Annotated in this window: 13 protein-coding genes and 1 tRNA gene; 10 read left to right on the top strand and 4 right to left on the bottom strand. The window is 69.0% G+C overall.

Annotation, left to right across the window (positions count from 1 at the left end; genetic code table 11):
* The first annotated feature begins 127 nt into the window (after positions 1-127).
* From OG568_RS30000 to OG568_RS29970, 7 genes are all read left to right on the top strand, one after another.
* Positions 128-988, top strand: coding sequence for a hypothetical protein (locus OG568_RS30000; protein WP_329533795.1), 861 nt, complete (start codon positions 128-130; stop codon positions 986-988).
* A gap of 15 nt (positions 989-1,003) precedes the next feature.
* Positions 1,004-1,076: transfer RNA gene (locus tag OG568_RS29995), tRNA-Gln, on the top strand.
* 113 nt (positions 1,077-1,189) lie between these two features.
* Positions 1,190-2,638, top strand: coding sequence for a bifunctional UDP-N-acetylglucosamine diphosphorylase/glucosamine-1-phosphate N-acetyltransferase GlmU (gene glmU / locus OG568_RS29990; RefSeq protein ID WP_329533794.1), 1,449 nt, complete (start codon positions 1,190-1,192; stop codon positions 2,636-2,638).
* Positions 2,639-2,787: 149 nt separating this feature from the next.
* Positions 2,788-3,762, top strand: coding sequence for a ribose-phosphate diphosphokinase (locus tag OG568_RS29985; RefSeq protein WP_266433890.1), 975 nt, complete (start codon positions 2,788-2,790; stop codon positions 3,760-3,762).
* Positions 3,763-3,971: 209 nt separating this feature from the next.
* Positions 3,972-4,559, top strand: coding sequence for a 50S ribosomal protein L25/general stress protein Ctc (locus OG568_RS29980; RefSeq protein WP_329533793.1), 588 nt, complete (start codon positions 3,972-3,974; stop codon positions 4,557-4,559).
* Positions 4,560-4,641: 82 nt separating this feature from the next.
* Complete coding sequence (gene pth, locus OG568_RS29975; RefSeq protein ID WP_054233021.1) at positions 4,642-5,253, top strand: aminoacyl-tRNA hydrolase; 612 nt, start codon at positions 4,642-4,644, stop codon at positions 5,251-5,253.
* Between the two features lie 105 nt (positions 5,254-5,358).
* On the top strand, positions 5,359-5,856 hold the full coding sequence (locus OG568_RS29970) for a hypothetical protein (RefSeq protein ID WP_266582927.1): 498 nt from the start codon (positions 5,359-5,361) through the stop codon (positions 5,854-5,856).
* Positions 5,857-5,948: 92 nt separating this feature from the next.
* On the opposite strand, the gene ppc is transcribed toward OG568_RS29970, so the two are convergent.
* A complete protein-coding gene (gene ppc / locus OG568_RS29965; protein ID WP_329533792.1) occupies positions 5,949-8,681 on the bottom strand; it encodes a phosphoenolpyruvate carboxylase in 2,733 nt (910 codons plus the stop codon).
* A 340-nt stretch (positions 8,682-9,021) separates the two neighbouring features.
* On the opposite strand from ppc, the gene OG568_RS29960 reads away from it, so the two are divergent.
* Together OG568_RS29960 and OG568_RS29955 are read left to right on the top strand one after the other, a co-directional pair.
* A complete protein-coding gene (locus OG568_RS29960; protein WP_329533791.1) occupies positions 9,022-10,032 on the top strand; it encodes an acyl-CoA desaturase in 1,011 nt (336 codons plus the stop codon).
* Positions 10,029-10,709, top strand: a complete 681-nt coding sequence (locus OG568_RS29955; RefSeq protein WP_054233024.1) for a TetR/AcrR family transcriptional regulator — start codon at positions 10,029-10,031, stop codon at positions 10,707-10,709. Before OG568_RS29960 ends, OG568_RS29955 begins: the two co-directional genes overlap by 4 nt.
* Here the strand turns inward: OG568_RS29955 and OG568_RS29950 are convergent.
* Positions 10,706-11,089, bottom strand: coding sequence for a glyoxalase (locus OG568_RS29950; RefSeq protein ID WP_329533790.1), 384 nt, complete (start codon positions 11,087-11,089; stop codon positions 10,706-10,708). The genes OG568_RS29955 and OG568_RS29950 overlap by 4 nt on opposite strands.
* Before the next feature lie 4 nt (positions 11,090-11,093).
* A complete protein-coding gene (locus OG568_RS29945) occupies positions 11,094-11,903 on the bottom strand; it encodes a trans-aconitate 2-methyltransferase (RefSeq protein WP_329533789.1) in 810 nt (269 codons plus the stop codon).
* Between the two features lie 89 nt (positions 11,904-11,992).
* On the opposite strand from OG568_RS29945, the gene tamR reads away from it, so the two are divergent.
* A complete protein-coding gene (gene tamR / locus OG568_RS29940) occupies positions 11,993-12,490 on the top strand; it encodes a MarR family transcriptional regulator TamR (protein WP_054233026.1) in 498 nt (165 codons plus the stop codon).
* Here the strand turns inward: tamR and OG568_RS29935 are convergent.
* Entirely contained in the window at positions 12,449-13,216 is a 768-nt protein-coding gene (locus tag OG568_RS29935) for a LuxR C-terminal-related transcriptional regulator (protein ID WP_054233027.1), read from the bottom strand. The genes tamR and OG568_RS29935 overlap by 42 nt on opposite strands.
* Positions 13,217-13,419 lie beyond the last annotated feature (203 nt).

Below are 13,419 nucleotides of genomic sequence, written 5' to 3'. Positions count from 1 at the left end.
CTTTCACCTCCTGGCCTCCACCACGCCCCGCAATCGAACAGAAGCGAAACCCACCGATATCACTCGAACTGCTGATTCACTCACCCTTCATCCCCGGAAGATCACATTCCGCCCGGACGGTATGCCCATGGCACATTCACAGAACAAGTACGCGGATTTCGAGGGGCTACGGGAACGGGCGGTCGCGCTGCGCCGGGCGGGCCTCAGCCGCCGCCAGATCCGCGACCGCCTCCACGTCCACAACAACGACATCCTCAACCGCCTCCTGGAGGGCGAGCCGCCCCCGGAGTGGACCAAGCGCCCGAACGCGAAGGACGACCTCCGCGACAAGGCCCGCGAGCTGAGGCTCCAGGGCTGGACGTACGACCGCATCCAAGCTGAGCTGGGCTGCTCAAAGAGCTCGATCTCACTGTGGGTACGGGATCTCCCGAAGCCCGAACCGCGCTACACACCGAAGGAGCAGCAAGCCCTCATGAACGAGGGACTCGCACATCTGCGCGCAGCCCAGGACCGAGAACGCGAAGCGACCAAACAGGCGGCAGCCGCGGAGATCGGCCGACTGTCGGACCGGGAGCTGTTCATCGCCGGAGTCGCGCTCTACTGGGCCGAAGGCTCAAAGAGCAAGCCGTACGCCCGTCGCGAGCGCGTGATTTTCGTCAACAGCGACCCAGGAGTGATCCAGACCTACCTGGCCTGGCTCGACCTCCTCAAGGTCACTGGGGATCGGCTGCGGTACACGGTACTGATCCACGAATCCGCCGACGTGGATGCCGCACAGCACTACTGGGCCGACCTGGTCGGCGTCGACGTCTCGGCCTTTCAGAAGCCGACTCTGAAGAAGCACAATCCGAAGACCGTCCGCAAGAACACGGGCAGCGACTACCGTGGCTGCCTCGTCATCAGAGTCCTGCAGAGTGCCGAGTTGTACTGCCGTATCGAAGGCTGGTGGAAGGGGATTACCACCGACGCCGCGGCGCGGCTCAGGTAAGGTCTGACGCAGCAATCCGCCGTAGTGTAATTGGCAGCACGGCACCCTTTGGAGGTGTTCGGTCTAGGTTCGAGTCCTAGCGGCGGAGCTGCGCAGCTCGGGCCCTGACAGCACTGTCAGGGCCCGCTCTCATGTCCCCCCTGAAACACCCCGGTATCCTGCGGATGTCCACCCCACCCCATGAAGCCGAAGGGCATCCCCGTGAGCGCCAATCGCCCGGCAGCCGTCGTCGTTCTCGCAGCGGGTGAGGGCACCCGTATGAAGTCGGCCACACCCAAGGTCCTGCACGAACTGTGCGGCCGCTCCCTGGTGGGCCATGTGCTCGCGGCCGCGCGCGCGTTGGAACCCGAGAACCTGGTCGTCGTGGTGGGTCACGCCCGCGAAAAGGTCACCGCACACCTCGCCGAGATCGACCCCGGCGTACGGACGGCCGTACAGGCGGAGCAGAACGGCACCGGTCACGCCGTACGCATGGGCCTGGAGGAGCTGGGCGGCGGCGTCGACGGCACCGTCGTCGTGGTCTGCGGCGACACCCCGCTGCTCAGCGGCGAGACGCTGCGGCAGCTCGCCGCCACCCACACCGCCGACGGCAACGCCGTCACCGTGCTCACCGCCGAGGTCCCCGACGCCACCGGCTACGGCCGCATCGTGCGGGACGCCGCCAGCGGCGCGGTGACCGCGATCGTCGAGCACAAGGACGCGAGCGAGTCGCAGCGCGCGATCCGTGAGATCAACTCCGGGGTCTTCGCCTTCGACGGGCAGCTCCTCGCGGACGCGCTCGGGAAGGTGCGGACGGACAACAGTCAGGGTGAGGAGTACCTGACCGACGTCCTGGGGATTCTGCGCGAGGCCGGGCACCGGGTCGGGGCGGCCGTCGCCGCCGACCACCGGGAGATCGCCGGCATCAACAACCGCGTCCAGCTCGCCGAGGCCCGCCGCATCCTCAACGACCGGCTGCTCACCGAGGCGATGCTCGCCGGGGTGACCGTCGTCGACCCCGCCTCGACCTGGATCGATGTGACCGTCACCTTCGGGCAGGACGCGATCGTCCACCCGGGGACGCAGCTCCAGGGCGCCACGCACATCGCCGAGGGCGCGGAGGTCGGGCCCAACTGCCGTCTGAAGGACACGAGGGTCGGTTCCGGCGCCCGTGTCGACAACACCGTCGCCGACGGCGCCGAGGTCGGGCCGCAGGCGACCGTGGGCCCGTTCGCGTACCTGCGTCCGGGCACGCGCCTGGGGCTGAAGGCCAAGGTCGGCACGTATGTGGAGACGAAGAACGCCACGATCGGCGAGGGCACCAAGGTCCCGCACCTGTCCTATGTGGGGGACGCGACGATCGGTGAGTACTCGAACATCGGGGCGGCGAGCGTCTTCGTGAACTACGACGGGCAGGAGAAGCACCACACCACCGTGGGCTCCCACTGCCGTACCGGTTCGGACAACATGTTTGTGGCTCCTGTCACGGTCGGGGACGGCGCGTACACCGCGGCGGGCTCGGTCATCACCAAGGACGTACCACCCGGTTCGCTGGCCGTGGCCCGGGGCCAGCAGCGGAATATCGAGGGTTGGGTGGCCCGCAAGCGTCCCGGGAGCGCGGCCGCGAAGGCGGCCGAGGTGGCCTCCCGGGAGCCGGATGGCGAAGCCTGACCGGAATCAGGTGCGTCTGACACGGCGTACCGTGATAAGTGCGCACTCGCATAAATGCGCACCCGCACCCCCAGCTGAGAACGCTTCTCGCACTCCAGTTGAGAAGTTTTCTCATGCCCCAGCTGAGACACCTCTGAGGAGACAGTGCTGTGACCGGGTTCAAGACGACCGGCGAGAAGAAGATGATGTTCTTCTCCGGCCGCGCCCACCCCGAGCTTGCCGAGGAGGTCGCCCACAAGCTGGGTGTCGGGGTTGTCCCGACGAAGGCCTTCGACTTCGCCAACGGTGAGATCTACGTCCGCTACCAGGAGTCCGCGCGCGGCGCCGACTGCTTCCTGATGCAGAGCCACACGGCTCCCATCAACAAGTGGATCATGGAGCAGTTGATCATGATCGACGCTCTGAAGCGGGCCTCCGCCCGGAGCATCACCGTGATCGTGCCCTTCTACGGTTACGCGCGGCAGGACAAGAAGCACCGTGGACGTGAACCGATCTCGGCGCGCCTGGTCGCCGACCTGATGAAGACGGCGGGCGCGGACCGGATCCTCACGGTCGACCTGCACACCGACCAGATCCAGGGCTTCTTCGACGGCCCGGTGGACCACCTGTTCGCGCTGCCGATCCTGGCGGACTACGTGGGGGCGAAGGTCGACAAGTCCAAGCTGACGGTCGTCTCCCCGGACGCCGGCCGGGTGCGTGTCGCCGACCGCTGGTGCGACCGCCTGGACGCCCCGCTGGCGATCGTGCACAAGCGCCGCGACAAGGACGTCGCCAACCAGGTCACCGTCCACGAGGTGGTCGGTGATGTGAAGGGTCGCGTCTGTGTTCTCGTCGACGACATGATCGACACGGGTGGCACGATCTGTGCCGCCGCCGACGCCCTCTTCGCGCACGGTGCGGAGGACGTCATCGTCACCGCGACGCACGGTGTGCTCTCCGGTCCGGCGGCCGACCGTCTGAAGAACTCCAAGGTCAGTGAGTTCATCTTCACGGACACCCTGCCGACGCCTGGTGAGCTGGAGCTCGACAAGATCACGGTCCTGTCGATCGCGCCGACGATCGCCAACGCGGTCCGTGAGGTCTTCGAGGACGGCTCGGTGACGAGCCTGTTCGAGGAGCAGTAGGAGGACCGGCGCGGGGCCGGTGAACGGTCCTCGCCTAGATCGATTTCTGGTACGGCCTTCCCGCCCAGTAAGCTGTCACAGTTGCTCGGCGAGGGAGGCCGTACCGCTTGAGAAGGCGTGTGCGGCGGTCCGTTATCGACGCGCTCTTCGTAGCAGGCCGATGTTTTGGCCGGGTGACCACCTTCCCCAGATTTCTACGAGGAGTGCACATGTCCGAGGTCAAGCTCGCCGCCGAGACCCGTACCGAGTTCGGCAAGGGCGCCGCCCGCCGCATCCGCCGTGACAGCAAGGTTCCCGCCGTGGTCTACGGCCACGGTGCCGAGCCCGTCCACATCACGCTGCCGGGCCACGAGCTGCTGCTCGCCCTGCGTACCCCGAACGTCCTGCTTTCCCTGGACATCGAGGGCAAGACCCAGCTGGCGATCCCGAAGGCCGTCCAGCGTGACGCCATCAAGGGCTTCCTCGAGCACGTCGACCTGCTCCTCGTGAACCGCGGCGAGAAGGTCACCGTCGAGGTCTTCGTCCAGACCGAGGGCGAGCTCGCCCCGGGCAGCTTCCTGCTCGAGCACGTGCTGAACACCCTCACGGTCGAGGCCGAGGCCACGCACATCCCGGAGTCGGTCACCGTCTCCATCGCGGGCCTGGAGGCCGGTGCCTCCATCCTCGCCAAGGACATCCCGCTCCCCGCGGGCACCACGCTGGCGATCGACGAGGACGCGGTCGTTCTCCAGGTCCTGTCCGCCCAGGCCGAGGAGGCCGCGGGCGAGGCCGCGGGCGAAGCGGCCGCCGAGGCCTGATCGGCCTGATTCCCCCCGGAATCTTCATCTGTGTCAGCCGCCGCTCCTCCCGGGAGCGGCGGCTGCCGCGTATCAAGGACACATGGGAGACACCGACGTGACGACCGATGCGGGCGCCCCCTGGCTGATCGTGGGCCTCGGCAACCCCGGCCCCGAGTACGCCATGAACCGGCACAACGTGGGCTTCATGGTGGCCGACCTGCTGGCGGAGCGGATCGGCGGCAGGTTCAAGCGGGCCGGCAAGGCGCAGGCGCAGGTGATCGAGGGGCGTATCGGCCCGCCGGGTCCGGCGAACCGTCGGGTGATCCTGGCCAAGCCGATGTCGTACATGAACCTGTCCGGCGGCCCGGTGACCGCGTTGCGGGACTTCTACAAGGTGCCGACGGCGAACATCGTCGCGATCCATGACGAGCTGGACATCGACTACGGCGTCCTGCGTCTGAAGTTCGGTGGTGGCGACAACGGCCACAACGGGCTGAAGTCGATGACGAAGGCGATGGGCTCCGACTACCACCGGGTGCGCTTCGGCATCGGGCGTCCTCCGGGGCGGATGCAAGTGGCCGATTTCGTCCTGAAGGACTTCTCCTCGGCGGAGCGCAAGGAGCTCGACTACTTCGTGGACCGGGCCTCGGACGCCGTGGAGTGCCTCGTCATCGAGGGGCTGGAGCGGGCGCAGGGCACGTACAACTCCTGATCGGTTCTCGGGGGCGGTCGATGTACGCGTACAACTGCCGACTTGTCGCCCACCGGAACCGACCGGGGTTGACCTGGTGTGCGGGCATGGCCAAGGATCGCCGCCATGCCTGCCGTCGCCGCACATCGAGGCTCCCGTCGGAGCGCACATCCGGCGCTGCGGTTCGGGCGGCTCGCGGCGATGGGCACGGTCGCGGCGCTGATCCTGATCGCGGGCGTCTGGGGTTCCTGGGGCACGGCTCAGCACGTGATGCTGAGCAAGGGCCGGGAGCAGGGGACGATGACCGTGACCAAGTGCTCCGGCGATGTCTGTACGGGGACGTACGCGCCGACCTCGACGGGGTCGCGGGCGCGGGCGCGGGTCACCATCGACGAGGCGTTGGCGGTGCGCAGGGGCCGGACGTACACGGTGACCGTGAAGCCCGGGAGCAGTGATGTCGTCCGCAGTGGTCCGGCGGGCCTTCTCTATGCCTGGGTGCCGCTGGGTGGCGCTCTGCTGCTGGCCTCGGTGGTGGTGGCGGGTGGCCTGCGGTCGCGGCGGGCGGCGTGGGTGCTGGCGGGGGCGGGGATCGCGCAGCTGACGGCCACGTTCCTGGTTCTGTGACCTGCTCCTGAGTTCTGTGACCTGCTCTTGAAATGACGGGTGCCCCCGCGTTCGTACGAACGCGGGGGCACCCGTCTGTCGCTCTTGGAGGGTCAGCCGGTGTTGCGCAGTCCGGCCGCCACGCCGTTGACGGTCAGGAGCAGGGCGCGCGAGAGCAGCGGGTCCGGCTCGGCGCCGACCGCGGCCTCGTCGCGCTGGCGCTTGAGGAGCGCGACCTGGAGGTAGGAGATCGGGTCCAGGTAGGCGTCGCGGATGGAGAAGGTCTGCTGGAGGACCGGGTTGGTGTCCAGGAGCTTCGTGCCGCCGGTGACGCGCAGTACTTCGCGGACGGTCAGTTCGTGTTCGGCCTCGATGGTGGCGAACACGTGCTTGAGGTCGTCGGGGACGAGGGTGTCGACGTAGTGGCGGGCGATCCGCAGGTCGGTCTTCGCGAGGGTCATCTCGACGTTGGAGACGAAGTTCTGGAAGAAGTGCCACTGCTCGTGCATCTCGTCGAGCACGGTGTCCAGGCCCGCTTCGCGCAGGGCCTTGAGGCCGGAGCCGACGCCGAACCAGCCGGGCACGATCTGCCGGGACTGGGTCCAGCCGAAGACCCAGGGGATGGCCCTGAGGCCGTCGAGGCCGGCGCCGCTGTCGGGGCGGCGGGAGGGGCGTGAGCCGAGGTGCAGGTCGGCGAGCTGGTCGACGGGGGTGGCGGCGAAGAAGTACGCCGGGAGGTCGGGGTCCTCGACGAGTCGTCGGTAGGCGTTGTGGGCGGCGTCGGAGACGACGTCCATGGCCGCGTCCCAGCGGGCCAGTGCCTCGTCGGACTGGCGGGGGGCGGTGTGCAGGGCGGAGGCCTGGAGGGTGGCGGCGACCGTGAGTTCCAGGTTCTCGCGGGCGAGGGAGGGCACGAGGTACTTGTCGGAGATGACCTCGCCCTGCTCGGTCACCTTGATCTCGCCCTCGAGGGTGCCCCAGGGCTGGGCGAGGATCGCGTCGTGGGAGGGGCCGCCGCCGCGGCCGACGGTGCCGCCGCGGCCGTGGAAGAGGCGCAGGCGTACGCCGTAGCGGTGGGCGACGTCGCGCAGGCGCCGCTGCGCCCGGTGGATCTCCCACTGACTGGTCGTGATGCCGCCGAACTTCGAGGAGTCGGAGTAGCCGAGCATGACCTCCTGGACGTCCCCGCGCAGCGCCACGAGGCGGCGGTAGGAGGGGTCGGAGAGCATGTCCTCGAGGATCGTGTCGGCGGCCTTCAGCTCGTCCGTCGTCTCCAGCAGGGGGACGATGCCGATCTTGGCCCAGCCGGCGTGCAGGTCGAGCAGGCCTGCCTCGCGGGCGAGTACGGCCGCGGCGAACACGTCGTCGGCGCCCTGGCACATCGAGATGATGTACGACTCGATGACCTCGGGGCCGAAGATCTCCAGGGCCTTCTTGACGGTTCCGAAGACGCCGAGGGTCTTTTCGCCGGCGGCGTCGAGGGGTGCGGGGGTCGGGGCGAGCGGGCGACGGGAGCGGAGTTCCTTGGCGAGGAGCTTGGCGCGGTAGTCGCGGGGCATGTCGACGTAGCGCCAGGATTCCTCGCCGAGGCGGTCGAAGAGCTGGCCGAGGGCGTGGTGGTGGGCGTCGGCGTGTTCGCGTACGTCCATGGTGGCGAGCTGGAGGCCGAAGGCGGCCAGGGTGCGGATGGTGCGGTTCATCCGGCCGTCGGCGAACAGCGCGCCGCGGTGCTCGCGCAGCGAGGTCTGGATGAGGGTGAGGTCGCGCAGGAGTTCGCCGGTGCCGAGGTAGTCGCGGCCGTCGTCGTGCGGGGTGCCCTTGGCGAGGCGCTGCTTGGTGTTCTCCAGCTTCTGCCGGATGCAGGTGGCCTTGAGCCGGTAGGGCTCCTCGGCGTTGAGGCGCTTGTAGCGGGGGCTGATCTCGGGGAGCCGCTCCAGGTCGGTCCGGAGGGATTCGAGGAGCTCTTCGGTGGCGCCGGTGTAGCGGATGGAGTTGGAGAGGAAGCCGCGGAGTTCGTCGATGACGTCCAGGGCGTCGTTGATGCCGTGTTCGTGCTGGAGGATCAGGACGTCCCAGGTGACGGCGGGGGTGACGTTCGGGTTGCCGTCGCGGTCGCCGCCGATCCAGGTGCCGAAGGTGAGCGGCCGGGTGTCGTCCGGGAGCTGTACGCCGACGCGCTCCAGTTCGGCGGTGAGGTCCTCGAGGACGTCTCCGACGGCTCCGGCGTGCAGTTCGTCGAGGTAGTAGATGGCGTTGCGGGCCTCGTCCGCGGGCTCCGGGCGGACCACGCGCAGTTCGTCCGTCTGCCATACGAGGTCGATGTTCTCGGCCAGCCGGGTGTCGTGGCGGCGGCGGTCGGCCTCGATGACGGGGGTCTCCAGGAGCGCGGCGATGCGGCGCAGTTTGTTGAGAACCGAACGGCGGGCGGCTTCGGTGGGGTGGGCGGTGAAGACCGGGCGAACGTTCAGGTTCTTGACGGTCTGCTTCAGGTGTTCGGGGTCGGCGTCCTTGAGCCGGTCCGCCGTTCGGGCGAGGAGTCCGCCCTCGGCTGCCCGCTTGGCGCGCAGTTCGCGGCCGCGGTGCACCTGCTCGGTGACATTCGCCAGATGGAAGTACGTGGAGAAGGCGCGGACCAGCTTGGCCGCGGTCTCCAGTTCGGTGCCGCGCAGCAGCTCGGCGGCTGCCTCGCCGTCCTCGCGGGTCAGGCGGCGGACCTTCTCGACCAGTTCCAGGAGCTCGGGGCCCTCCTGACGGACGAGGGTCTCACCGAGCAGGTCGCCCAAACGGCGGATGTCGGCGCGCAGCTCGCTGCTGGTCGTCGTGGTCTGGTCGTCGGCACTGCTCACAGGTGCGGCTCCTTGCAGTGTGGAAGCTCGGCTGAAGAGTGTGGAAGCTCGTCTGAAGCTCGTCAGGGAGGGAACCCGGGTGGTGGCCGCGCGGCGGGGTGCCGCTTAGCGACGTGGCATCCGGGAATAAATCAGAACGGACCGCGCTGTCCGACCGACTCCAAGGATAGGTGTCCATGCGGACGCGCAGGCTGTTGGGCTCTTGCCGCCTGGCTGCGCGCTGCCATACTTACGACACCGTAAGTTACGGACGCGTAGGGACTCCCGTCAGTTGGCGGGAGGACTATCGGATCCCGTACGCGGCCACCTCCCCCGCCCTCGAACCCCACAGGGGATGCTCATGCCCACGAGTCCCGACGTGATCGACGACGCCCCGCGGCCGCACGACGACACCTCAGCCCCCGCCGCCACGCTGGGTGGCGAGCGGAAGGGGTCACTCGAACAGATCACGCTGCTTCTCTTCATCGTTGTTCCGTTCCTAGCCCTCGTGGCAGCGGTGCCGCTGGCCTGGGGGCGGGGGGTGAGCTGGCTGGACCTCGGCCTGCTGGTCTTCTTCTACTACCTGGGTTGCCACGGCGTCACGATCGGCTACCACCGCTACTTCACGCACGGTTCCTTCAAGGCGAAGCGCCCGTTGCGGATCGGGCTGGCGATCGCTGGTTCGATGGCGGTCGAGGGGCCCCTGGTCCGCTGGGTCGCCGACCATCGCAAGCATCACAAGTTCTCCGACGCCGAGGGTGACCCCCATTCGCCGTGGCGTTACGGGGAGACGGTGCCGGCTCTGATGAAGGGCCTGTGGTGGGCGCACATCGGCTGGATGTTCGATGAGGAGCGGACCTCGCAGGAGAAGTACGCGCCGGACCTGATCAAGGACCCGGCGATCCGCGCGATCTCGCGTCAGTTCATCTCGTGGACCGTGCTCTCGCTCGCGTTGCCGCCGCTGATCGGTGGTCTGGCGACGATGTCCTGGTGGGGCGCGTTCACGGGTTTCTTCTGGGGCTCGCTCGTCCGGGTGGCGCTGTTGCACCACGTCACCTGGTCGATCAACTCGATCTGTCACGCGGTGGGCAAGCGGCCCTTCAAGTCGCGGGACCGCTCCGGCAACGTGTGGTGGCTGGCCGTGCTCTCCTGCGGTGAGTCCTGGCACAACCTGCACCACGCCGATCCGACCTCGGCGCGGCACGGCGTACAGCGGGGCCAGGTCGACTCCTCGGCGCGGATCATTCGCTGGTGCGAGCAGCTCGGCTGGGCGTACGACGTGCGCTGGCCGTCACGCTCGCGTATCGATTCGAAGCGCAACACGGACGGCTCGGCCTCCCAGCGCAAGACGGAAGCCGCTGACGCGGCATGATTGACGGTGTGGCCACCGACTCCAGCAGCACCCCGAGCAGCAGTGAAAAGCCGCGGCGTGCGCGTCGCACCCGCATGACCGGTGCGGAGCGCCGTCAGCAGCTGCTGGAGATCGGTCGCACCCTGTTCGCGGCGAAGGGCTTCGAGGGGACGTCGGTGGAGGAGATCGCGGCGAAGGCCGGGGTCTCCAAGCCGGTGGTCTACGAGCACTTCGGCGGCAAGGAGGGGCTGTACGCGGTGGTGGTGGACCGCGAGATGCGCCGTCTGCTGGACATGGTGACCGGCTCTCTCACCGCCGGTCACCCTCGTGAGCTGTGCGAACAGGCGGCGTTCGCTCTTTTGGACTACATCGAGGAGTACACGGACGGCTTCCGGATCCTGGTCCGTGACTCGCCCATTCCTCAGTCGACGGGTTCCTTCGCGTCGCTGATCTCGGACATCGCCACCCAGGTGGAGGACATCCTGGGGCGTGAGTTCAAGCTGCGCGGCTTCGACCCGAAGCTGGCTCCCCTGTACGCCCAGGCGCTGGTGGGCATGGTCGCTCTGACGGGTCAGTGGTGGCTGGATGTCCGCAAGCCCCGCAAGGCGGAGGTGGCGGCCCATCTGGTGAACCTGGCCTGGCACGGCCTGGACGGCCTGGAGCCGAAGCCGCGGTTGATAGGACATCGCAAGTCCTAGGATCCGGGCTGCTCCGCGGATCCGAGTGGCTCCAGGAACTCCAGTCGGTTGCCCACCGGGTCCTCGGAGTAGAAGCGGCGGTGGCCGGGCAGGTCGTCGTCCCAGACAACCTCGGCATCGTGGGACTGGAGGCGGGCGGCGAACGCCTCGGCGCCGGTGACGCGCAAACCGGGGTGGGCCTTCTTCGCGGGCCGGAAGTCCTTCTCGATCCCCAGGTGCAGTCGCACGTCCCCCGCCTGGAACCAGCAGCCGCCGCGCGCGGCGAGGACGGGGGGCTTGCGGATCTCGGTCATACCGAGAACCCCGACGTAGTACCCGCGCAGGAGGTCCTCCGAGCCGGGCGGGGCCGCGAGCTGCACGTGGTCGATGGCGGCGAGCATCCCCTCACGCTCCCTTGTGCGCCACGGCGAACAGGCGGCGGAAGGGCAGCACCGTGCCGTAGGGGGCTGTCGGATAGGCGTCGCGGAGCAGGTCGCGGTACTCGGTCACGAAGTCGTCCCGGGCCTCCGGGTCGTCGGCCAGGGCCGTCAGCACCGGGCGCAGCCCCGTGCCCTTCACCCAGTCCAGTACCGGATCCTCACCCGTGAGGATCTGCTCGTACGTCGTCTCCCAGACGTCCACCGCGCAGCCGAGGCGGGCCAGCCGGTCCAGGTAGACCAGTGGGTCGTGGACGGAGTCCTCGTGCCGCAGGACGTCCGCGAGGCGCTCCTTCCAGCGGGCGGAGGCGGCGAGCTCGCGCATCAGGGCGTGCAGGGGCGCGTCGATGTTGTTGGGGACCTGGAAGGCGAAGGTGCCGCCGGGGGCGAGCGCGGCCACCCAGTCGCGGAACCGCTCCACGTGCCCCGGTACCCACTGCAGCGCCGCGTTGGACACGATCAGGTCGTACGTCTCCGTCGGCGCCCAGGTCGTCGCGTCCGCGTGGGCGAAGTCGAGGCGTCCGCCGCCGGCCGTGGGGCCCGCGTACGGCTCTGCCTCGGCGAGCATCTCGGGTGAGTTGTCGTAGCCGGTGATGCGCGCGGTGGGCCAGCGGTCGGCGAGGAGGACGGTCACGTTGCCCGGGCCGCAGCCGAGGTCGGCGATGCGGGGAGGGGTGCCGGGGAGGTCGGGGACCCGGGCGAGGAGGTCGGTGAACGGGCGGGCGCGGTGGCCGGCGTGGCGCAGGTACTGGGCGGGGTCCCAGGTGGGAGTGGTCATGTCTGCTACTTTCCCCTCACGCTTATCTTGATGTCAAGAGACTTGATATCAAGAGACTTCATGTCGACACAACCACTACACTGATCGTCATGGAGGACGAGGTCGATCGGCTGGTCGCAGCATGGCGCCGGGAGCGCCCTGACCTCGACGTGGAACCGCTCGAGGTACTCAGCCGGGTGAGCAGGCTCGCCCGGCACCTGGACCGCGCCCGACGGCTGGCCTTCTCCGAGCACAGCCTGGAGCCCTGGGAGTTCGACGTGCTGACCGCGCTGCGGCGCGCGGGCTCCCCGTATCAACTCTCCCCCGGCCAGCTGCTCACGCAGACGCTCGTCACCTCCGGCACGATGACCAACCGCATCGACCGGTTGACGAAGAAGGGCCTGGTGGAGCGCCTCCCGGACCCGAGCGACCGCCGGGGCGTGCTCGTGCGCCTCACGGACGAGGGACGCGACCGCGCCGACCAGGCGCTCGCGGGACTCCTCGACCAGGAGCGCGCGATCCTGGCCGAACTCAGCAAGGCGCAGCGCGGTGAACTCGCGTCCCTGCTACGCCAGCTGACCGCCCCGTTCGACAACATCCCCGGCTAGGTCGACGGGCCCGACCCCGGCCCGGCGGGCGAGCGCGACCGCGGCGAGCGTCGAGTGGACGCCCAACTTCCCCAGCACGTTCTGCATATGGGTGCGCACGGTGTGCGGGGAGAGGAACAGCCTCTCCGCGACGGCCTTCCTCCCCAGCCCCGCGACCATGCACCGCAGCACCTCCCGCTCGCGCGGCGTGAGCGACTCGACCAGCCGCTCGCTCTCGGTGCGGTGCTTGCGCGCGGCGGTCAACTCCCGCAGGACGCCGGTGAGCAGGGCGGGCGGCAGATGCGTCTCGTCGCGCAGCACACCCCGTATGACGGTCAGGAGCCGCGACAGGGAACAGTCTTTGGCGACCCACCCCGAGGCGCCGGCCTGCAGCGCGAGGGCGGCCCGGCGCGGATCGTCCTTCTCCGCGAGCACGACGATGCGCACGCTCGGCTGCCCCGAACGGACGCCCGCGACCAGCGAGATGCCGTCGACGAGCCCGTCCTCGTTGCCCTCCTGGACCGGTACGGCGGGACGGGCGCCGGGCAGATTGCCGCCCAGATCGGCGTCGACGAGCAGCACGTCGAATCTGCGGCCCTCCGCGGACGCCCGCTCCAGGCAGCGCAGCGCGGCCGGGCCGCTGCCTGCGGCGGACACGTCGACGTCGGGCTCGGCGGCCAGGGCGGCGGCGAGCGACTCGGCGAAGATGCGGTGGTCGTCGACGACCAGAACACGGATGCGAACCACTGAAACCCCCACTGGTCGGGGACGGACCGGCGCAGGTACGACACCCGAAGTGATCCCGAGCCCGCTCGAACTCGGAAGACGGGGTGCCGCAGCCGCACGGCCGCCGCCGTGCTGAAACTGCTACCCCCACTTCGGGCGTCGTACCCGACTGTCTCGCCCCCTGATCAGCACCGGCCCCCACCGGCGCTGTTCACAGGGTACGA

The organism is Streptomyces sp. NBC_01450 (assembly GCF_036227505.1).
Classification (GTDB): domain Bacteria; phylum Actinomycetota; class Actinomycetes; order Streptomycetales; family Streptomycetaceae; genus Streptomyces.
Note: the sequence above shows the minus strand (reverse complement) of the source record. Positions and strands in the feature narration are given on the sequence as shown.